The organism is Thalassotalea nanhaiensis (assembly GCF_031583575.1).
Taxonomy (GTDB): domain Bacteria; phylum Pseudomonadota; class Gammaproteobacteria; order Enterobacterales; family Alteromonadaceae; genus Thalassotalea_A; species Thalassotalea_A nanhaiensis.
Genome location: NZ_CP134146.1, coordinates 23,356 through 44,930 on the forward strand (window position 1 = coordinate 23,356; position 21,575 = coordinate 44,930).

The window sequence follows — 21,575 nt, forward strand, 5'->3', positions numbered from 1 at the left end:
GTTAGTGTCTGAAATAAAAAAGACGAGCTTTGCTCGTCTTTTTTATTAGTTGTTGCTAACTTTCTGCTTTAATTGCTGAGCAAAGTCAGCTAAATCAGGATAAGCGTGATCATCTAAAATACCCGCTAGCTGAATTAATTTATTCGCTAATTCAATGCTACTTTCAGCACATAGGTTGATGTGTCCCATTTTACGGCCAGCACGTTTTTCTTTTTCATACCAATGTATGGCAACACCAGGCATCGCGAGTACCGCTTCAGGCACTGAATCTTCACCTAAAATATTGACCATTGCTGTTGGACGAATTAACTCAGTATTACCAAGTGGCAATGCACAAATTGCACGCAAATGATTTTCAAACTGACAAGTATCAGCTCCTTGTTGAGTCCAGTGCCCAGAGTTGTGAACACGTGGAGCAATCTCATTCACCAATAATTCATCACCAACTTGGAAAAACTCAATGGCTAGAATACCGACATAATCTAACGCTTGCGTTAATTTACTGAAGACTTCAAAGGCTTGTTGCTGTAATTCATCAGTAACCGGCAGTGCCAAAGAGACACTTAACACACCATTGGTATGGTGGTTTTCAGTAACAGGATAAACAGCAATCTCTCCTTTAGTATTACGAGCACCAACAATGGAAACTTCGCGATCAAATGGCACCATTTGTTCGGCAACAATAGCTTGCGGAACAGATGTGTTAGCTTGCTTAATAAAGTCTTCCATTTCAGCCCAAATTACTTCAGCCTGTTTCATTGACTTTAAGCGCCATTGACCTTTCCCATCGTAACCCTCTAGGGCGCTCTTGAAAATAATAGGTAAGGATAACTGGCTTAGTGCGATTTTAAAATCATCGTAATTGGAAATGATTTTGTGTGTAGCATTGGCAACCTGACAAGATTCAAGCAAGTTCTTTTCAAGACGTCGGTCTCCACCAATTTTTATCGCTGTACTGCTTGGCAGCAATTTACCACTGGCTTGACATTTTTCAAGAACATCGTGAGCTAAGTGTTCAAATTCAGCAGTGATGACATCGGCATTGTTGATGCCATCTTCTAGATTGCCCAAGATATAATCGTTAGCAATAGGGTGTACTACTTTATTCGTTCTTGGATCAAATGCAGCAATATCAAGATTTAGTGGAGATCCTGCTAAATCCATCATACGCGCTAATTGACCAGCGCCAAGCACAAGTACCTTTGTCATAACTTTTATTCTGCCGGGTTAGGATTATTCAAAATTGTTTCTGTTTGGGTTTTACGGAACGCGTCGATGTTAGCCATAATAGTTTCATCGTGAGTTCCTAAAATTTGAGCAGCTAATAAACCTGCATTTGCTGCACCTGCAGCACCAATTGCAAGTGTACCTACAGCAATACCTTTAGGCATTTGCACGATAGATAATAAAGAATCTTGACCGCTTAAGGCCTTTGATTGCACAGGAACACCTAACACTGGCAAGCTTGTATAAGCTGCAGTCATACCTGGTAAGTGGGCTGCGCCACCAGCACCAGCAATAATTACTTTGATGCCGCGTTCTTTTGCTGACTCTGAGTATTCGCTCAATAAATGAGGCGTTCGGTGTGCTGAAACAACTTTGGTTTCATAAGGAACGTTTAATAAATCAAGCATTTCTGCCGCATGTTGCATTGTTGGCCAATCTGATTTTGACCCCATAATGATACCTACAGTCATCAAAGAATACCTTTTGGTTGTGTATAAGTGGGTAATAAGTGCCGACCCAACGGGTCAAAAAATAAGCGCGCATTATACCCTTGTTTAACTAAATCCCCAACTTTTCTCAGTGATTATATTTATTCTCAATTTATCGAGAATGCTAGACTAAGGTAGAATTGTAAATTTACCGAGCCTAATGCATTATTTATATAACATAAATAAGTTATTCAGGTGAACCATGTCAGATAAGTATATTAATGGACTCACTCAAGTTGCAGCAAATCATCAAGCCTTGAGTCCTGTCAATTTTCTTAAACGTAGCGCAGAGTTATATCCTGATAAAGTCGCAATTATTCATGGTAATGAACAGTATACTTACCGTGAATTCCAACAAAACGTAAATCGATTAGCATCAGCATTACAACAACGTGGTGTAAGCCAAGGTACTACTGTTACCGTAATGGCTGCCAATATACCGGCTTTTTTAGATGCGCATTTTGCTGTGCCTATGTTAGGAGCGGTACTTAACTCTTTAAATACACGGCTAGATGCTGAAAACCTTGCGTTCATTCTTGATCATGCCGAATGTGATGTGTTGTTAACTGATACCGCCTACAGTGAAGTGATGAAAAAAGCAGTTGCTCTATCGAGTAGAACGCCGCTTATTATTGATATCGATGATCCTCAAAGCCAAGGAGGGGAGCGTTTAGGTGAGTTGGAATATCAACAGCTATTAGCCGAAGGCACACCATCGTTCGAGCAGCCAGTTATAGAAGATGAATGGCAAGCTATGGCGTTAAATTACACATCAGGAACCACTGGCAACCCTAAAGGGGTTGTATATTCTCACCGGGGTGCCTATTTAAACGCACTAGGTAACAATATGATTTGGCCGTTGGATGAAAATTCAGTGTATTTATGGACTCTGCCAATGTTCCATTGTAATGGTTGGTGTTTCCCTTGGACCGTTACAGCAATGGCAGCAACACATGTATGTCTTCGTCAGGTTGAAGTAAACGCTATTATTAATTCTATCTCTGAACACAATATTACGCATATGTGTGGTGCACCTATTGTGTTAAATATGATTTTAAATGGTCCAGAGGAACTCACTCAAAAATTAACTGGCAGTGTTAAAGCCATGACCGCTGGAGCTCCACCACCTGCTGCGGTTATTAAAGGTATGGAAAAGTTGGGTTTTGATATTACTCAAACATACGGCTTAACTGAAGTTTATGGTCCTTGTGTGGCAAGCTCATGGAAAAAAGAGTGGAACCATTTAAGCGGTGATGAACGCGCAGCTTTAAAAGCTAGGCAAGGCATCCGCTATCCAACTCAAGAAGATGTCGATGTGTTAGATCCCGAAACTATGTTACCAGTACCTGCTGATGCGGAAACTATTGGCGAAATAATGTTTCGCGGTAATACTACAATGAAGGGATATTTAAAGAATCCATCTGCGACACAAGAGGCTTTTAAAGGAGGGTGGTTTCATTCAGGCGATTTAGCGGTTAAACACCCTGATGGTTATTTAGAAATTCGCGATAGATCAAAAGATATCATTATTTCCGGCGGTGAAAATATTTCATCCGTTGAAGTTGAGGGCGTTCTATATCGTCACCCGGCCATAATGGAAGCAGCGGTTGTTGCTCGTAAAGATGATACTTGGGGAGAAACGCCGTGCGCTTTTGTTACCCTAAAGTCTGGAGAGCACGCTACTCAAAGTGAAATTATCGAATTTTGTCGTGAAAACATGGCACGTTTCAAGTGTCCTAAAACAATTGTTTTCGCGGATTTACCAAAAACGTCTACAGGTAAGATTCAAAAGTTTATTTTAAGAGAAAAAGTAAAAAACTTATTTGAAAACATTCCAGAAACGGCTTAAAGCAGTTTAAACAATTTCTAAGTAAACAAATCAATGCGATCATTCGTTTTAGGCGATATAATGATCGCATTTTTATTAACTAGCAAAGTTAAGTGCTTAGATGAATCCCAACGAACAATCCAATATATATACTTCAGCACAAGAAGCCTATGAGGCTGGTGGCATTATTGCCTATCCAACTGAAGCGGTGTTTGGTTTAGGGTGTGATCCCGACAATCAATCTGCGGTTGAAAAGCTATTGCAACTAAAGCAGCGTTCTGTAAGTAAAGGGTTAATTTTACTGGCCAGTAACTATTCACAGTTATTACCCTATATAGATGATAGTAAAATACCTCAAGACAAACGCTATACTGTATTGTCGCGATGGCCAGACTGTATTACTCAAGTCGTTCCGGCAAATCCATCTATTGCTAAGTATTTAACTGGCGATTTCAGCACAATAGCTGTACGGGTAACGAGTCAGCCAGATGTTGTTGCATTATGCAAGGCGACTAATAAACCAATCGTCTCAACGAGCGCTAATTTGAGCGGCACAGAGCCGGCGATTACCTGGCAACAAGTAGAAGCAGCATTTGCTAATACGGTAGATTTCATTATTAAAGGCGAAACATTAGGTTTTGCTAAACCATCAACAATCATCAATGCATTAACAGGGGAAGTATACCGCTAATGAGCCAAATTAATATTGACCAAGTGGTTGAGTTTTTAAAAACGTTACAAGATCAAATTTGTTCAGCCCTAGAACAAGCTGATGGCGAAGCTAAGTTTGTTGAAGATCTATGGCAACGTGAAGAAGGTGGAGGTGGTCGTACTCGAGTATTAACCAATGGTGCGGTAATAGAGCAGGGTGGTGTTAACTTTTCAACGGTTAGTGGAGACAAATTGCCTCCTTCAGCGACCGCGCATCGCCCAGAATTAGCAGGTCGTACTTGGCAAGCCTGTGGTGTCTCATTGGTTATTCACCCCAAAAATCCTCATATTCCAACATCTCATGCTAATGTACGATTTTTTATTGCCGAAAAAGACGGAGAAGATCCGGTTTGGTGGTTTGGTGGTGGTTTTGATTTAACGCCATTTTACCCGGTAAAAGAAGACGTTATTCATTGGCATCAAACTGCGGCTGATTTATGCGCCCCGTTTGGTGATAATATTTACCAAGAGCACAAAAAATGGTGTGATGAATATTTCTATTTAAAACACAGAGATGAAACCCGTGGTGTTGGTGGCTTGTTTTTTGATGATTTAAATTGTTGGGACTTTGATACTTGTTTGAATTACATCAAGGCAGTAGGGCAAGGGTTTATTGATGCTTATGTGCCAATTATTAATAAACGTAAAAATACACCTTTTACTGAGCATCAACGCCAATTCCAATTATATCGCCGTGGTCGTTATGTTGAATTCAACCTGGTGTTTGATCGAGGAACGTTATTCGGTTTGCAATCGGGTGGCCGTACAGAGTCTATATTAATGTCTATGCCGCCACTGGCAAGATGGGAATATAACTATCAGCCAGAAGATGGCAGCCAAGAAGCTGAACTCTATCAGCATTATTTAAAGCCACAAAACTGGTTATAGTTTTTAAACTAATTAAAAAAGCCCAATAAATATAACTTTATTGGGCTTTTTTCTTTCATGCGTTTATCGGAAAAGCTTATTTATTAAAGCGGCGTAACTCTTCCATCGCGTCTAACACAACGTTCATATCCAACTTACCATCTTCAATTTCTTGATAGTCATTATCGAAAATTGTGAAATTACCTAAACGATCGAGTTCATTCAGTTGCTTGGTATCTTTTATTGCGTAATAACCATCACGACCAAAGATTAACCAACTATGCTGCTGTTTATCAAACAATGACTGACCACTGCTGTATTCATTGCTTTTATTACTACAGCCAAGCGCGTCAGTAAGCAACGTCGGAGCAATATCATAATGGCTAGTTTGAGCTTGATAGAAGTCTTTTGGAGCTTCTGGCCAATGAATTATCAATGGCACCTGAGTTTGGTATCTGGAATAGTTTGAGTTGTGACCCCAAAATCCCTTCTTACTATCATTAAACTCTTTACCATGATCACCCGTTATGATGATGATGGTATTGTTAATATCATCGCCCAATTGAGCGATTACTTGTTGAATTTGCAAATCAATAAAATTGATTGAATTCTTATATAAGTTTAAAAATGGCTGCGGATCATAGTCATCATTTAATGCCATATAGTTTATGTCATCTAAAGAAGGTGTATATTTTCGTTCAAAATCTGTCGGTATCGAAAATCCATGGGCAGAGTCAAAAAGCATGAATGCAAAAAATGGATTATCGCTGTCCTTGTTTTTATGCCAATCGATAAAATCTTTGGTAATGTCCATATCACGCTCAAAAGGTTTTTCACCTTTAGAATGAGTACGAAGATTTTCAACGTTACTAAATAATGTTTGATCAAACTCCGGGCTTGTCAATTTTGCACTGGCAAAAATACCAATATCGTAGCTTTGCTGCTTAACAACATCCATTAAAACAGGCGATGTCTGCGTATCCAGAATAGGTTGCCAGTAATGGCCAGGAATCGCATAAAACAAACTGAACATGCCATGGCGAGTGTTGTTACTGCCGCTATGGTGTTGCTTAAAGTGCGTACCTTTATCAGCAATACTTTGAATAGTTGGCGTCATTTTGCCGTCCATCATATCACTGCGCCAAGAGTCCAACGTGATCAATAAAATATTTTTTTGCTGAGCTGGCGCCACACATTGCATTGGGCTTAACGGATAATTAATTGCCGACTTGACCTTTTTTTGTTTTAACAAGGCCTGTTGTTTTTGTGCTTCTATATTAACCACACCAAATTTAGCCATAAAGCTTTTCGCTGTTAGCGGAAATGAAATTGGCAAATAACGAGCTTGCTGGGTAATACTTTTCTCAAACTTGGCATCTGCCCACGTATGAATGCCGTGGCCAAGAAGTAATAATACAAACCAAATCTTTAAAGGTGTTTTAAGAGAAAAATGAGTTTCCACATATTTATTACGAAGCATTTCGCTTAAGAATATTTGCGCGGCAAAAAAGGCCAAAATAATTAAGCTTATCAATGTCCATAACTGCCACGAGAAACTGAAAATTTCTGTTCCGCCCTCAACCATTAACTCAAACACAATGCCATTAAAATGAAATCGATATTGTTGATAAACAAAAGTATCGGCAAGTAGTAATGATAAGGCTAAAGATACGAGTATGATGGCAATAAATCGTATTGCTAAATAATGCTTTAGAATTTTAGCCAGTAAATGTAAAAAACCGGTCAGTAATAATGCTAAAAAACCTAAATGAGCAACACTGTAAGTAAATAAAAATATTGTTGAAATTACACTGTCAGGATAGGGGTGTGGCGATAAATACCTTAAGGCAATGAAAATTGTAATGACAAAGTTAACGGCTAGGTACCGGTTTAACCAGCTTTTTACATTGTTTGCTTGAAAATCATTCATAAATTAATTAATTTTTGTATTTTGTTTAGTATCTAAAAAAACTTGTTCTAAATCAATATCCCTACTTTTTTTGTGGTTACAATCCTTAACAAATTTTGACAATATTAACATGTAAGGCAATGGCCATGAAAAAGAATTTAATTAGTTTAGCATTAGTATCCCTATTAGCGAGCAATGCAGCGGTAGCCGCATCTTACGAAGCTGGTGATTTTGTGATCCGTGGTGGTGTAACCATGGTAGAACCTGACAGTGGTAAATCCGGCATAGATTTAGCGGGTGAAGATTCTGGCTTAACTTTAAGCGTAGATGATAATACTCAATTAGGTCTAAACTTTGTTTACTTTTTTGATAGCAACTGGGCGATAGAAGTATTGGCAGCAACGCCATTTACTCACGATGTTAAATTACAGGCGGCTGGCACAGAAACTACATTAGCTGAAGTTACACATTTACCACCGACAGTGAGTGCGGTTTATTACTTTGATACCGGTTCAAAATTTATGCCTTATGTAGGTGCCGGTTTAAACTACACCATTTTCTTTGATGAAGAATTTGATTCAACTTATAAAGACGCTGGCTTTAGTAATCTTGAACTGGACGGGTCTTTTGGATTTGCATTACAAGTTGGTGCCGATTATCAATTAAATGAAAAGTGGCATATTAATGCATCAGCTCGTTACATCGATATAGGTACAGACGCTACTTTCGATGTGGGTGGTGCAAGTATTGGCGAATCTTCTGTAGATGTAGACCCAATGGTTTACTCACTTATGCTTGGCTATAAGTTTTAATTAAACTTTCCCATCAATATAAACAGCCACTGAATTCGAAAGATTCGGTGGCTTTTTAATTCATGGAAGAATTAACTTAGAATTGCCATGGATGCTTTTCAGAGTTGCCCGTTATAAGCTTTTGTCAATTCATATTCCCATTAGCGTTAGATTTGGTTACTCTTAACAAAACTCACCATAATTAGTGCCCATGGATAACTATCTCGTTTTTGGCAACCCAATTGCCCAATCAAAATCACCACTTATTCATCAAATGTTTGCCGAGCAAACACAACAAGCGATTACTTATACAAAAAGCCAACCAGAAGAGGCTGAATTTAAAGCATCCGTTGCAACATTCATTAATAACGGTGGTAAGGGTGCTAATGTCACAGCACCTTTTAAAGAACAGGCAATTCAATTGTGTGAGCATTTAACTGAACGAGCTAATATGGCTGGTGCAGTGAATACATTGAGTTTTCGTGATGGTAAGGTTTATGGCGATAATACCGATGGCATTGGTTTAGTAAATGATTTGAAAAGTCACCAGGTTCAGCTTACCAATAAATCAATATTACTTATGGGAGCTGGCGGGGCAGCTCGTGGGGTAATATTACCTCTATTAGCTGAAAATCCAGCTCGCATTGTTATTGTAAATAGAACAGTCGAAAAAGCAAAGTTGTTAGCAACTCGTTTTAATGATGAAAAGTTATCGGCAATTGGCTATAGCGAAACCGCAGAAACAACGTTTGATGTAATTATTAATGCAACATCGGCAAGCCTATCAGCAAACCTACCTGATTTAAGTCCTAAATGTATTACTGAGAAAACTGTTTGTTATGACATGGTTTATGGCGCTGAATTAAGCCTATTCTTAACCTGGTGTGCTGAACACAAAGCCCGACAAGTCATTGATGGTTTAGGTATGTTAGTAGGCCAAGCCGCAGAAAGTTTTTATATTTGGCGCAAAGTAAGGCCAGAACAAACTCAGGTACTGGCTAAGTTAAGAAGTCAATTACAAGGCGTTGATAAATGAATCAGGCGATTTTGTTTAATGATGATCATATTTATATAGTAGAAAAGCAGCTTTGGCGCTTTACCGGGTTACTGTCTGGCAATCAGGTAAATATATATATAGCACATTCAGCGTCAGCAATAAGCCAAGCAGATAAGTTTGATTGGGAAGAAAAAGTCGAAGAGTGGTTAGAAGATAATGAGCCAGATGAGAATAATGAGATCTGGCTCTAGTAACTATTGATTTTGTTCTGCAATATACTCATCTTTTAAACGAACGTAATTAGCATTTGTGTCTCTTAAGAAAGTGAGCTCGTCATCAGTGAGAGGGCGCTTTTGTTTTGCCGGGTTACCAACATACAAAAAGCCAGGCTCTAATGTCTTATTTGGTGGTACGAGAGATCCGGCACCTATAATACAATCGTTACCGACAACTGCACCGTCCATTATTATGGCGCCCATGCCAACCAAAATACGATCGCCCAACGTACAGCCATGCAGCATTACTTTATGGCCAACGGTAACTTCTTCACCAATAACTAGAGGATAGCCATCAGGAAATTTGGTGGTTTTGCGAGTCACATGCAAGACACTACCATCTTGAATGTTACTATTTGCGCCGATAGTAATATGATTCACATCACCTCGTGCTACCACCAGTGGCCAAATACTTACATCAGCCCCTAGAGTGATATCACCAATTAATACAGAACTTGGATCAACATATACTTTTTCAGATAATTTAGGGTAAATGCCTCTATATGGCCTAAGGGAAGAAACTGTCATAAATGAAGCCTATTAATTGATTTAGTATTTACTCTATCAAAAAAACTAGAGCAAACAGATATAAAAACCCATTATCTAATAATAAATTGTAGTTTTTATATTAACTGTGAACGAGAAAATGTAATTCAAACATAACTAAAAACGATCTAATCGATAACACTGAGCTCAATAATAGCGCAGCTTGTACAGAATATAATCGAATTTGAGTTTTTTTCAAATTAATTTCAAAAAGCAGTTGACGGCAGCCTAAAAATCTCTAAAATGCGCTTCACTTCTTCGGGACATCCCAACGAAGCGTTTTAATAAGTTAAGTAATCCAATAGGGTACTTAATCGCTGATGAAGCATTTAAAAATAAACTTTTAAATAATTCAAAAAAATCGGTTGACATTAAAACTAGGGTGCTTATAATGCGCATCCACTTCAGGCAAGGCTACTAGCCGGTTTGAAGACAAAGAGACTAACGAATGCGATTAGCTCTTCGTTCGAATAGAACGGTTCTTTAACAATTAGTTATCATGCAATTTGTGTGGGCACTCACATTAAGATTGATTTACAACATAGATACTTCGGTATCAAAAATCACTTAATGATGATGAACACACAAACAAATTAATTATCTTTATTTAGCGATAAAGTTAATTAGTACGTTTTAGTTTAACCAGCTTCTGGTTAGACGGAACATTCAGAATTCATTGAGTAGCATCGCTTGTCGATGCATATGTAACAACTTTTTAATTGAAGAGTTTGATCATGGCTCAGATTGAACGCTGGCGGCAGGCTTAACACATGCAAGTCGAGCGGAAACGAGAAGTAGCTTGCTACTTCGGCGTCGAGCGGCGGACGGGTGAGTAATGCTTGGGAATATGCCTTTAGGTGGGGGACAACAGTTGGAAACGACTGCTAATACCGCATAATGTCTACGGACCAAAGGGGGGGATCTTCGGACCTCTCGCCTATAGATTAGCCCAAGTGAGATTAGCTAGTTGGTAAGGTAAAGGCTTACCAAGGCGACGATCTCTAGCTGGTTTGAGAGGATGATCAGCCACACTGGGACTGAGACACGGCCCAGACTCCTACGGGAGGCAGCAGTGGGGAATATTGCACAATGGGGGAAACCCTGATGCAGCCATGCCGCGTGTGTGAAGAAGGCCTTCGGGTTGTAAAGCACTTTCAGTTGTGAGGAAAGGTTAGTAGTTAATAACTGCTAGCTGTGACGTTAGCAACAGAAGAAGCACCGGCTAACTCCGTGCCAGCAGCCGCGGTAATACGGAGGGTGCGAGCGTTAATCGGAATTACTGGGCGTAAAGCGTGCGTAGGCGGTTTGTTAAGCAAGATGTGAAAGCCCAGGGCTCAACCTTGGAACTGCATTTTGAACTGGCAAGCTAGAGTATTGTAGAGGGTGGTGGAATTTCCAGTGTAGCGGTGAAATGCGTAGAGATTGGAAGGAACATCAGTGGCGAAGGCGGCCACCTGGACAAATACTGACGCTGAGGCACGAAAGCGTGGGGAGCAAACAGGATTAGATACCCTGGTAGTCCACGCCGTAAACGATGTCAACTAGCTGTCTGTAGACTTGATCTGTGGGTAGCGCAGCTAACGCGATAAGTTGACCGCCTGGGGAGTACGGCCGCAAGGTTAAAACTCAAATGAATTGACGGGGGCCCGCACAAGCGGTGGAGCATGTGGTTTAATTCGATGCAACGCGAAGAACCTTACCATCCCTTGACATCCAGAGAATTTTCTAGAGATAGATTAGTGCCTTCGGGAACTCTGAGACAGGTGCTGCATGGCTGTCGTCAGCTCGTGTTGTGAAATGTTGGGTTAAGTCCCGCAACGAGCGCAACCCCTATCCTTATTTGCCAGCGAGTAGTGTCGGGAACTCTAAGGAGACTGCCGGTGATAAACCGGAGGAAGGTGGGGACGACGTCAAGTCATCATGGCCCTTACGGGATGGGCTACACACGTGCTACAATGGCAGGTACAGAGGGCAGCAAGACCGCGAGGTGGAGCGAATCCCAGAAAGCCTGTCGTAGTCCGGATCGGAGTCTGCAACTCGACTCCGTGAAGTCGGAATCGCTAGTAATCGTGGATCAGAATGCCACGGTGAATACGTTCCCGGGCCTTGTACACACCGCCCGTCACACCATGGGAGTAGGTTGCAAAAGAAGTAGCTAGTTTAACCTTCGGGGGGACGGTTACCACTTTGTGATTTATGACTGGGGTGAAGTCGTAACAAGGTAACCCTAGGGGAACCTGGGGTTGGATCACCTCCTTACCTTAAGTAGACAACTTAATGAGAGCTTAGGCTCTGCGAGTGTTCACACAAATTGTATGATAACGAAAGATGAAGAAGTATAGGTCGTGACTACTTAAGTTGCAGACCCATCATGATAGGTCTGTAGCTCAGCTGGTTAGAGCGCACCCCTGATAAGGGTGAGGTCGGCAGTTCAAGTCTGCCCAGACCTACCAAATTAACGTTTTTACAACGTTAATTACCATTGGTAAAACAATGGGGCTATAGCTCAGCTGGGAGAGCGCCTGCCTTGCACGCAGGAGGTCAGCAGTTCGATCCTGCTTAGCTCCACCATTTACTTACTCTTCTTCACGAGAAAGACCAAATTTAAATTATCTTTTAAGATGTTTTAAATTTGGTTTTTTACCAACATAGATACCGAATGTGCGTATCAATGTACTCTTTAACAATTTGGAAAGCTGATATTAAACCCGGTAACTTATGTTTATGACCTCCAATCATAAGCGTTCAATAAGTTACCACGATAAACAATTTATTGTTTATCAACCGAGCTGTTTTATACAACAGCTCAATATTATTAATGGCAACTCTTATCGTGTTGTCATTAGTTCTTACTCAAGGCTCACAGTTTACTGTGGGTTTGACATGAAGATGTCAACATTCTTATGAATGCGTGAAAATGTCAGACCTATAACTTAGTTCGGATTAGTCTCCGGACATTCTTGAAGTTGCAAGACTTTTTGGGGTTGTATGGTTAAGTGACTAAGCGTATGTGGTGGATGCCTTGGCAGTTAGAGGCGATGAAGGACGTGTTAATCTGCGAAAAGCTGTGTTAAGCCGATAAAAGGCGTTATAGGCACAGATGTCCGAATGGGGGAACCCACCCAACGTAAGTTGGGTATCTTTTAGTGAATACATAGCTAATTGAGGCGAACCGGGAGAACTGAAACATCTAAGTACCCCGAGGAAAAGAAATCAACCGAGATTTCGTTAGTAGCGGCGAGCGAACGCGAATCAGCCCTTAAGCTATTTGGGCGTTAGTGGAATGTTCTGGAAAGGACAGCGATACAGGGTGATAGCCCCGTACACAAAAACAACCTAATAGTGAAATCGAGTAGGTCGGGACACGAGAAATCTTGACTGAATATGGGGGGACCATCCTCCAAGGCTAAATACTCCTAACTGACCGATAGTGAACCAGTACCGTGAGGGAAAGGCGAAAAGAACCCCTGTGAGGGGAGTGAAATAGAACCTGAAACCGCATACGTACAAGCAGTGGAAGCCGGATTTAGTCCGGTGCCTGCGTACCTTTTGTATAATGGGTCAGCGACTTATGTTCTGTAGCAAGGTTAACCGATTAGGGGAGCCGTAGCGAAAGCGAGTGTTAACTGCGCGTTTAGTTGCAGGGCATAGACCCGAAACCCGGCGATCTACCCATGGGCAGGTTGAAGGTTGAGTAACATCAACTGGAGGACCGAACACACGTATGTTGAAAAATGCGGTGATGACTTGTGGGTCGGAGTGAAAGGCTAATCAAGCCGGGAGATAGCTGGTTCTCCCCGAAATCTATTTAGGTAGAGCCTCGCACGAACACCATTGGGGGTAGAGCACTGTTAAGGCTAGGGGGTCATCCCGACTTACCAACCCTTTGCAAACTCCGAATACCAATGAGTGATATGCGGGAGACACACTACGGGTGCTAACGTCCGTTGTGGAAAGGGAAACAACCCAGACCGCCAGCTAAGGTCCCAAAGTCATAGTTAAGTGGGAAACGATGTGGAAAGGCATAGACAGCTAGGAGGTTGGCTTAGAAGCAGCCATCCTTTAAAGAAAGCGTAATAGCTCACTAGTCGAGTCGGTCTGCGCGGAAGATGTAACGGGGCTAAACTATGCACCGAAGCTGCGGATTTGAACTTAGGTTCAAGTGGTAGGGGAGCGTTCTGTAAGCCGTTGAAGGTGAATCGTAAGGTTTGCTGGAGGTATCAGAAGTGCGAATGCTGACATGAGTAACGATAAGGGGAGTGAAAAACTCCCCCGCCGAAAGACCAAGGTTTCCTGTCCCATGTTAATCAGGGCAGGGTAAGTCGGCCCCTAAGGCGAGGCGGAAACGCGTAGTCGATGGGAAACAGATTAATATTTCTGTACTTCTATATATTGCGAAGGAGGGACGGAGAAGGCTAAGCAAGCATGGCGCTGGTTGTCCATGTGAAAGTATGTAGGCTGAAGAATTAGGTAAATCCGGTTCTTCTTAAGGCTGAGATACGAGACGAGACTCTACGGAGTTGAAGTTGTTGATGCCATACTTCCAGGAAAAGCTTCTAAGCTTCAGATATATAGGAACCGTACCCCAAACCGACACAGGTGGTTAGGTAGAGAATACTAAGGCGCTTGAGAGAACTCGGGTGAAGGAACTAGGCAAAATAGTACCGTAACTTCGGGAGAAGGTACGCTCTCTAGTGTGAATCCCTTGCGGAGTAAGCACAGGAGAGTCGAAGTAACCAGGTGGCTGGAACTGTTTATTAAAAACACAGCACTGTGCAAAATCGAAAGATGACGTATACGGTGTGACGCCTGCCCGGTGCCGGAAGGTTAATTGATTGGGTTAGCTCTGCGAAGCTCATGATCGAAGCCCCGGTAAACGGCGGCCGTAACTATAACGGTCCTAAGGTAGCGAAATTCCTTGTCGGGTAAGTTCCGACCTGCACGAATGGCGTAATCATGGCCACACTGTCTCCACCCGAGACTCAGTGAAATTGAATTTGCGGTTAAGATGCCGTATACCCGCGGCTAGACGGAAAGACCCCGTGAACCTTTACTATAGCTTGACAGTGAACATTGCTCCTACATGTGTAGGATAGGTGGGAGGCATTGAAACCGCGTCGCTAGATGTGGTGGAGCCAATCTTGAAATACCACCCTTGTATGCGTGATGTTCTAACCTAGGGCCCTTATCGGGCTTGGGGACACTGTCTGGTGGGTAGTTTGACTGGGGCGGTCTCCTCCCAAAGAGTAACGGAGGAGCACGAAGGTTGGCTAAGTATGGTCGGACATCATACGGTTAGTGCAATGGCATAAGCCAGCTTAACTGCGAGACAGACACGTCGAGCAGGTACGAAAGTAGGTCATAGTGATCCGGTGGTTCTGTATGGAAGGGCCATCGCTCAACGGATAAAAGGTACTCCGGGGATAACAGGCTGATACCGCCCAAGAGTTCATATCGACGGCGGTGTTTGGCACCTCGATGTCGGCTCATCACATCCTGGGGCTGAAGTCGGTCCCAAGGGTATGGCTGTTCGCCATTTAAAGTGGTACGCGAGCTGGGTTTAGAACGTCGTGAGACAGTTCGGTCCCTATCTGCCGTGGGCGTTTGAGAATTGAAGAGGGCTGCTCCTAGTACGAGAGGACCGGAGTGGACGAACCTCTGGTGTTCGGGTTGTCACGCCAGTGGCATTGCCCGGTAGCTACGTTCGGAACTGATAACCGCTGAAAGCATCTAAGCGGGAAGCAGGCTTTGAGATGAGTTCTCACTGGGACTTTAAGTCCCCTAAAGGGTCGTTGGAGACTACAACGTTGATAGGTCAGGTGTGTAAGTGCTGTGAGGCATTGAGCTAACTGATACTAATTGCCCGTGAGGCTTAACCATACAACACCCAAGCAGTTTTGCTTGAGTTGTATGGTCTGATGAAAATCACGCATTAAAGAATACGACTTGAGTAAGTCACGGTTTAATACGCGTCCTGAACTTGTTTCAGGATCTATACAGCTTTCTAAATACGTTAGAACTCTGATGCACAATATGCGTCAGGAGACCCTGAAACAAGTTCAGGGTGTTTCTAACGAAACAGTTTTTGTCTGGCGACAATAGCACTGTGGAACCACCTGATCCCATGCCGAACTCAGAAGTGAAACGCAGTTGCGCCGATGGTAGTGTGGGAGTTCCCATGTGAGAGTAGGTCATCGCCAGGCTCCTAATTGAAAATGAAAAGGGCATCCGTAAGGGTGCCCTTTTTGTTTGTCTCGAATAAAGTCTACTTCACATATATTATCTTGTATGTACGGATACCGTTTCCATTTTAAGCAGAGCATGTGATACCAATCACGCGTTCACAACTCCCAAACATCCCTGTTTTCGTTGCATATAGTATTTCCTATACAAAACACGATCCCGAAGGGGAGTCCCTGCTCACAACAAGTTGCTCCCGAAAATGAAACACGAAACATGTTTCGTCAAAAACGTTTCATTTCCCCCATGTGAGAGTATTTATCGAAAATTGCGTCCATGCATTTTCGATATTCACCACATCCATGTGGCTTATCGCCAGGCTCCTCGGCAACTGCTCCATGCGTTGCTCTAACTACGCCCATCCATGGGCTAGTAATTCCGAAAAGCCCCTTGCTAACGCAGAGGGCTTTTTTCGTTTGAGATTCTGAGTTTATTAAGCCACAGCACGCTGATGGAGGTCCCGGACATCGCTGCTCGGCAATTGCTCCTGCATTGCTCTACCTCCTGCATCCATGCAGTCGTCTTCCGGGATGACGAGGTGTATTTTAACTAGCACCGCGTTTTCTCAAATATTATTTTCAGTGCCGAGGTTTTGAAGATTTACCTCTTGATGATTTGTGGCTAGAGCCCTTACTTGGTCTTGAATGCTGCTTAGAAGCACTATAACTTGGTTTACTCGCTCTTTGCTTATATGCCTTTGAACTTTGTTTATTTGGTGCCTTCTTAGCCGTGTAAGAGTTCTTGTTAGATAAGTTCCTATTTTGTTTTGACGTAGCATTCACAGATGGCTTCTTACTTCTATCCGTATAAGTTTTTCTATAGTCATTCTTAGCGTGCTTGCTTTTGGTAATAGCGTTATTTCTATGATTGGTATTTGCCACTTGCTTATTACTACTTTTATTCTGCTTGGTACGCACATTAGAACTATTAATTTTGTGCTTAACTTGCTGATGTTTAGTGCTTGTTACTTTCTTCGTTTTATATTGTTTGTTATTAACATTTTGCACGCCTTTATATTTGTTTAAAGCCAGCAACTGTCTATCTTGTTTTCTCGATACATTTACTTGGTTTTTACTGGGTTTGTTACTGCTGTATTGTTTAGCAACTCGATCATTTTTATATGAAATACTCTTTCTATGTGACGGTTGATGCTGCCAGCGTTGGTAACCTTTTGAGCTTTGCTTCGACGCATGTGGCTTACCCGTGCTGTAGTGCTTTTTACCACCACTATAATGCTTACTATGGCCGTGATGATGACTACTGTGATGACGATGGTAATAAGAATGTGGGTGATGGTGCACTACTACATGATGATTACCCCAATGAAAACCACCGAAAAACCAACCCACTGAAATATGCACTGCTGTATGCCAATAAAATGGCGCAGGATATGCCGCATAATAGTGTGGCGAATAATATGATGGATAATGGGCCCAGTACACCGGAGGGTAACCCGACCAATACCAAGGTCCGTAAACTACACGGGCATCATAATAGGGTACATAAACTATTTGCGGATCAGCTGGAACAATAGCAATAGTGTTATCTTCTCTTGTGACACCTACGTTTTCCATTTGAGCTAAACTACCAGCGTTATCTGCCTTTTGTCGCAACGATTGAATACTGGCAAGTACTTGTTCTTCACTCGATAAAAAAGCGTCACCGAGTTGTCGAGTCCAAGTCAGTTCTTCGCTCATTTTGGTTAATATGCCATCAAAAGGTAACAACGCGACAACACTAGGGTCCCACTCCATGGATTCGCCTTTGTCCATCAACTCATTGTTAGATAGATTAGGGTTCTTAGATACCCATCGTTCAGCTTCTATTATTTCCAACGGGTAGGTTGCTGCAATAAGGATATGGGTTAATACGCTATCTGGATAAAGCGCTATTGGAGCTAACATTTGCTCTAATTCTGCCTGGCTGTATTCAACTGGTTTAGCATCACTAGCTGGCTGTTGCTCAGCAAAGCTAAGAGGCAAATTAAGCAAATAAATAAATGTAAACACTAACGTTAAATATTTCATTTTCCACCCTTAGCCAACTGTAGTGCGGCCAGTTTAGTTATTAGAGTGGTTATTATAAAAAAGTGAAACTGAACATGAGCTGAATGAAAATAGAAACGAAGAGCAGTTGGATTAGACTTGGTATTATATAAATGCAGTGATGTTTAGGGGCTCGGTAATGAGCCCTAGTGGTTTTTATCGTTTGAACGTAATCGTAAATAAAGCACCGCCGAGCTCAGAGCTGGTCCCTATGGATAAATTACCATGATAACTGGCCACTAAGTCGCGCACTATGGCGAGTCCTATACCGTGGCCTTGTTGATAGGTGTCAGCTCTAGTGCCACGTTTTAATATGTCTTCTTGCAACGCCTCACTTACGCCAGCTCCATCATCGGTTATCGTTAAAACAAGCTCTGTTTCACTTTGTGTAACCTGCAAACATATTGTTTTGTTTGCCGCCTTACAGGCATTGTCGAGTAAGTTACCCAAGATCTCAAACAGGTCACTTTCCTCACCATTAAATATCGCCTGTTCATCAATCGATAAATTAATACTCAGCTGCTTTTGTTGGTAAATTTTATGCAGACTGCTCACCAGCTTTGTCGCGATTGGGGATATTTTAATGCCAACATGCCAAGCAGTTTCGCCACCACTTTGCGCACGTTTTAATTGGTGCTCTATGGTTTTATTCATTAGTGATAACTGTTGCAATGAGTTAGTGGTCAAATTTCCTTGGCTTTGCATGACAGCCAATGGGTTTTTTAAACTATGAGCCAGATCTGATAAAGCGTTGCGATAGCGTTTACGTTGGTTTTTTTGTGCTGTTAACAAGGTATTAAGTTGTTTAGCAACTCGGGCTAGCTCCAAAGGGTATTGCTGCTCAATTTTGTGCTGATTTCCATGTTCTACCTGGCTAAGTTCTTTTTGTAATTTACGTAATGGTCTTAAAGTAAATTTTAGCCAAACAAACTGCAATATTAATAATACCGCCATAATAAACCCTAACCATGACCACAATGTTTGCTGGAACTTAGCGACCATTTTGGCAAAATCAGATTGATCTTTAGCGATGTGCAAGGTTACGGTGAAAGCTTGTTGTTGTTCGATGAAACTTACCGTGAAGCTGTACAACAAGTGCTTCTTGTTATCGATAATTTGTTTACTGAAACGACTCTCACCAACAGCCGGGGTTGGCAAGTTATTAGGCACAGTTAAGCCTAAAAATGATGGTGAAGACCATAAAGTATTTTGTTTATCAAAGTCAGCTTTGATCATAAGTGCATATAAACCAGAGCCGCTCGCATTAAATTGATTATTGAGTAGTTGTTCAGGCATTTGCAGTTGCTGATCATCAACTTCAGCGAGTGCTAAAATTGAATAACTACTGGCGATAAGCTCATTTTTAATGGAGTTTTGCACTTGCTCGGTAAAGGCATTGTTTAAGATAATGGCAATGCTTGGCAGAATAATTAAAATCATTAATAATGCCGACACCATAACCCGCGCCTTCAGGGAGTTAAACCAATCTTTGATTTGAGTTATCAAAGCCACAAGTTAAGTCTCACTTTGTAGAGGTTTAAGCTTATATCCTTGACCGCGTAGTGTTTCAATAAAGTCGTATTCGCTCGTTGGATCCAACTTTTTGCGCAACCGGCGCACAAATACTTCAATTACATTAGAATCAAGATCAAAGTCTTCGTTATAAATATGTTCAGTAAGCTCAGCCTTTGATTTAACCTCACCTAAATGCAACATTAAATATTCAAGAAGGCGATACTCTGAGCTGCTTAAATTTACTGCTTGGTGATTGACCTCAACCTGCATACTTTTGGTATTAATGCTAAGTGGACCGTTATAAATTATTGGACTTGCTTGGCCAGCGCTGCGTCTGATTAATGCATTTAATCTTGCTAAAAGTTCTTCTACCTGGAAAGGTTTTGCTAAGTAATCGTCTGCACCGGCATCGAGGCCTGTTACCTTATCTTGCCAGTGATCACGCGCGGTTAGAATTAAAATGGGAAATTTAATATCTTTCTCGCGGAGCGATTTAATTAAACTAATGCCATCTATTTTAGGTAAGCCGACGTCGATAATTGCCGCGTCGTACGGGTACTCTGTCCCTTGAAATAAACCTATTTCACCATCAGATGCAACATCCACAGAAAAGTTGGCAAGTTGTAAATGATTTTGTAATTGGCTCTGCAGTTGTAAGTCGTCTTCAACGATAAGTAAGCGCATTGATCATCCTTTTATTTTTCCAGTTTTTGCATTCACATAAACCGAAACAATTTGGCCATCATCTTTAAGTAATTTAACTTTGTAGGCTTGTTGGCCCTTCACTGCTTTTACACTAAGTACTTTACCGCCCATTCGCGACTTTACTAATTTTGCTGCCTGCTGTTTATTCGCAACTTTAAGTGCTGCGCTGTTGTAAGGAGCATATTCAAAATATTGTGATTTGGCTAAAGGACTATTTAACTTGGCCATAGAACATGGCGAAGTCATTACTCCAATACTAAATAAGCACAACACAATACATTTCATTCGCAAACCTTAAACAATAGTCATAATCCAGCCCTAATCTATAAGCCAGTGTAAAAGATTGAATCAGTTAAATAAACCAAGATTTAGTTAATTCATATTTTCCTGATCAGAATAAATTTTGTAAGCTGAATATACGCTGAACAAAAAATTAAAATCCTGTTCAGCTAATGTTCAGTTAGGTTGCGCTTTAATAACCCTACAAAGTGAAAAACCAGCAGGTGACTAACATGAACATTCCAGAAAGATTTACCTTTGTAGATAAATTTTTATTATCTACCTTAGCCGTTTTACTATTTCTATTAGCGATTCAAATAATAATGGTTTTATTTGGGTTTAATAAAGCTCATGCACAGGAGCAAGCACCGCTAGTTGCTTTGAAGACCGTTTCATTTGGCCAAAATAAGCAATTATTCACTGAACAAGATAAATTAAACTTCATTGAACAAAGCCGTAGCCAGGGCTTTAGCGATCAAGATATTGGCAAGGCAAGTAATATAACGCGTAAACAACGGCTTAATGAAAATGATGCAAGTAAGCAGACACTGGCTAGTAAGTCTGTAACTATGGCAAGCACGAACAGCAGTTATTACAATCATTCGTTCACCATTTATGATGCTCAAAGTTATTTATTTGATGACTTTGATGAGGACGGTTTTTACCAATCCTTTAGTGTGGTTTTCGATGCTGATGTGATCAGTAATATTTATAATGAAAGGGCAGATGTTTATGCCGAACTTTATTTGAGTATTGATGGCGGCCCTTGGACTCACTATTATACTACCGACATATTTACCATTGTTGGTGAAAATATTGATGATGAATATGAAGTCGTAACATCGCTTTATGAGGGATACTACACGGACCATTACGATGTGCTAATTGACTTATATGAAGTTGGTTATCCAGGTTTGGTGGCAACATTCAGCTCTGATGACAGCGATGCTTTATATGCTCTGCCTTTGGAAAGCGATGAACATGACATTTACTACGATGATCATTATTATGATGACCATCATCACCATAGTGGTAGTGCCGGATTTTTAGGTTTAATTACTATGCTGATTATTTTCTTTGTACGAAAAACACGTCACATCGCGTTGTAAAAATCAGCACTAATTACCAATAAAGTTATGGTAATCAGTGCTA

At 41.4% G+C, this 21,575-nt stretch carries 15 protein-coding genes, 2 tRNA genes and 3 rRNA genes; 12 read left to right on the forward strand and 8 right to left on the reverse strand.

Features of this window, described 5'->3' with window-relative positions:
- Positions 1 to 45 precede the first annotated feature (45 nt).
- Both RI845_RS00100 and purE read right to left on the reverse strand, forming a co-directional pair.
- Positions 46 to 1,209, reverse strand: coding sequence for a 5-(carboxyamino)imidazole ribonucleotide synthase (locus RI845_RS00100; protein WP_348387723.1), 1,164 nt, complete (start codon positions 1,207 to 1,209; stop codon positions 46 to 48).
- Positions 1,210 to 1,214: 5 nt separating this feature from the next.
- Entirely contained in the window at positions 1,215 to 1,697 is a 483-nt protein-coding gene (purE, locus tag RI845_RS00105) for a 5-(carboxyamino)imidazole ribonucleotide mutase (protein ID WP_348387724.1), read from the reverse strand.
- Positions 1,698 to 1,917: 220 nt separating this feature from the next.
- Here purE and RI845_RS00110 point away from each other — a divergent pair, with 220 nt between their 5' ends.
- The 3 genes from RI845_RS00110 (at position 1,918) to hemF (ending at position 5,142) form a co-directional block, all read left to right on the forward strand.
- Positions 1,918 to 3,564: an acyl-CoA synthetase gene (locus RI845_RS00110; protein WP_348387725.1), complete on the forward strand. Its 1,647-nt coding sequence runs from the start codon at positions 1,918 to 1,920 to the stop codon at positions 3,562 to 3,564.
- A gap of 100 nt (positions 3,565 to 3,664) precedes the next feature.
- On the forward strand, positions 3,665 to 4,234 hold the full coding sequence (locus RI845_RS00115) for an L-threonylcarbamoyladenylate synthase (RefSeq protein ID WP_348387726.1): 570 nt from the start codon (positions 3,665 to 3,667) through the stop codon (positions 4,232 to 4,234).
- Positions 4,234 to 5,142 carry an oxygen-dependent coproporphyrinogen oxidase gene (hemF, locus tag RI845_RS00120; protein ID WP_348387727.1) on the forward strand — a complete coding sequence of 303 codons (909 nt, stop codon included), beginning with the start codon at positions 4,234 to 4,236 and terminating at the stop codon, positions 5,140 to 5,142. The genes RI845_RS00115 and hemF overlap by 1 nt, the downstream gene beginning before the upstream one ends.
- Before the next feature lie 76 nt (positions 5,143 to 5,218).
- Here hemF and RI845_RS00125 read toward each other — a convergent pair whose 3' ends face one another.
- Positions 5,219 to 7,051, reverse strand: coding sequence for a DUF3413 domain-containing protein (locus RI845_RS00125; RefSeq protein WP_348387728.1), 1,833 nt, complete (start codon positions 7,049 to 7,051; stop codon positions 5,219 to 5,221).
- A 125-nt stretch (positions 7,052 to 7,176) separates the two neighbouring features.
- Here RI845_RS00125 and RI845_RS00130 point away from each other — a divergent pair, with 125 nt between their 5' ends.
- The 3 genes from RI845_RS00130 to RI845_RS00140 all read left to right on the forward strand — a co-directional run bounded on the left by RI845_RS00130 (position 7,177) and on the right by RI845_RS00140 (position 9,069).
- On the forward strand, positions 7,177 to 7,842 hold the full coding sequence (locus RI845_RS00130) for an OmpW/AlkL family protein (protein ID WP_348387729.1): 666 nt from the start codon (positions 7,177 to 7,179) through the stop codon (positions 7,840 to 7,842).
- A gap of 190 nt (positions 7,843 to 8,032) precedes the next feature.
- A complete protein-coding gene (gene aroE / locus RI845_RS00135; RefSeq protein ID WP_348387730.1) occupies positions 8,033 to 8,857 on the forward strand; it encodes a shikimate dehydrogenase in 825 nt (274 codons plus the stop codon).
- Complete coding sequence (locus tag RI845_RS00140) at positions 8,854 to 9,069, forward strand: hypothetical protein (protein ID WP_348387731.1); 216 nt, start codon at positions 8,854 to 8,856, stop codon at positions 9,067 to 9,069. Before aroE ends, RI845_RS00140 begins: the two co-directional genes overlap by 4 nt.
- Positions 9,070 to 9,072: 3 nt before the next feature.
- Here the strand turns inward: RI845_RS00140 and RI845_RS00145 are convergent, their stop codons facing one another.
- Positions 9,073 to 9,621 (reverse strand): gamma carbonic anhydrase family protein, encoded by a 549-nt coding sequence (locus RI845_RS00145; protein WP_348387732.1) that lies wholly within the window; start codon positions 9,619 to 9,621, stop codon positions 9,073 to 9,075.
- 734 nt (positions 9,622 to 10,355) lie between these two features.
- On the opposite strand from RI845_RS00145, the gene RI845_RS00150 reads away from it, so the two are divergent.
- The 5 genes from RI845_RS00150 to rrf all read left to right on the forward strand — a co-directional run bounded on the left by RI845_RS00150 (position 10,356) and on the right by rrf (position 15,842).
- Positions 10,356 to 11,898: ribosomal RNA gene (locus RI845_RS00150) — 16S ribosomal RNA — on the forward strand.
- A 117-nt stretch (positions 11,899 to 12,015) separates the two neighbouring features.
- A tRNA-Ile gene (locus RI845_RS00155) sits at positions 12,016 to 12,092 on the forward strand.
- A 42-nt stretch (positions 12,093 to 12,134) separates the two neighbouring features.
- A tRNA-Ala gene (locus RI845_RS00160) sits at positions 12,135 to 12,210 on the forward strand.
- Positions 12,211 to 12,629: 419 nt separating this feature from the next.
- Positions 12,630 to 15,519 (forward strand): 23S ribosomal RNA (locus RI845_RS00165).
- 208 nt (positions 15,520 to 15,727) lie between these two features.
- Positions 15,728 to 15,842 (forward strand): 5S ribosomal RNA (rrf, locus tag RI845_RS00170).
- The 16S, 23S and 5S rRNA genes sit together here with 2 tRNA genes alongside, the layout of an rRNA operon.
- Positions 15,843 to 16,457: 615 nt before the next feature.
- On the opposite strand, the gene RI845_RS00175 is transcribed toward rrf, so the two are convergent.
- The 4 genes from RI845_RS00175 to RI845_RS00190 all read right to left on the reverse strand — a co-directional run bounded on the left by RI845_RS00175 (position 16,458) and on the right by RI845_RS00190 (position 20,429).
- Positions 16,458 to 17,906, reverse strand: a complete 1,449-nt coding sequence (locus RI845_RS00175; RefSeq protein ID WP_348387733.1) for a DUF3300 domain-containing protein — start codon at positions 17,904 to 17,906, stop codon at positions 16,458 to 16,460.
- A 174-nt stretch (positions 17,907 to 18,080) separates the two neighbouring features.
- Entirely contained in the window at positions 18,081 to 19,364 is a 1,284-nt protein-coding gene (locus tag RI845_RS00180; RefSeq protein WP_348387734.1) for an ATP-binding protein, read from the reverse strand.
- 75 nt (positions 19,365 to 19,439) lie between these two features.
- Positions 19,440 to 20,123, reverse strand: a complete 684-nt coding sequence (locus RI845_RS00185) for a response regulator transcription factor (protein ID WP_348387735.1) — start codon at positions 20,121 to 20,123, stop codon at positions 19,440 to 19,442.
- Positions 20,124 to 20,126: 3 nt separating this feature from the next.
- Positions 20,127 to 20,429, reverse strand: a complete 303-nt coding sequence (locus RI845_RS00190; RefSeq protein ID WP_348387736.1) for a PepSY domain-containing protein — start codon at positions 20,427 to 20,429, stop codon at positions 20,127 to 20,129.
- A gap of 227 nt (positions 20,430 to 20,656) precedes the next feature.
- Here RI845_RS00190 and RI845_RS00195 point away from each other — a divergent pair, with 227 nt between their 5' ends.
- The gene (locus RI845_RS00195) at positions 20,657 to 21,532 is read left to right on the forward strand and encodes a choice-of-anchor H family protein (protein ID WP_348387737.1); all 876 of its coding nucleotides are present in this window, start codon (positions 20,657 to 20,659) and stop codon (positions 21,530 to 21,532) included.
- The last annotated feature ends 43 nt before the right edge of the window (positions 21,533 to 21,575 follow it).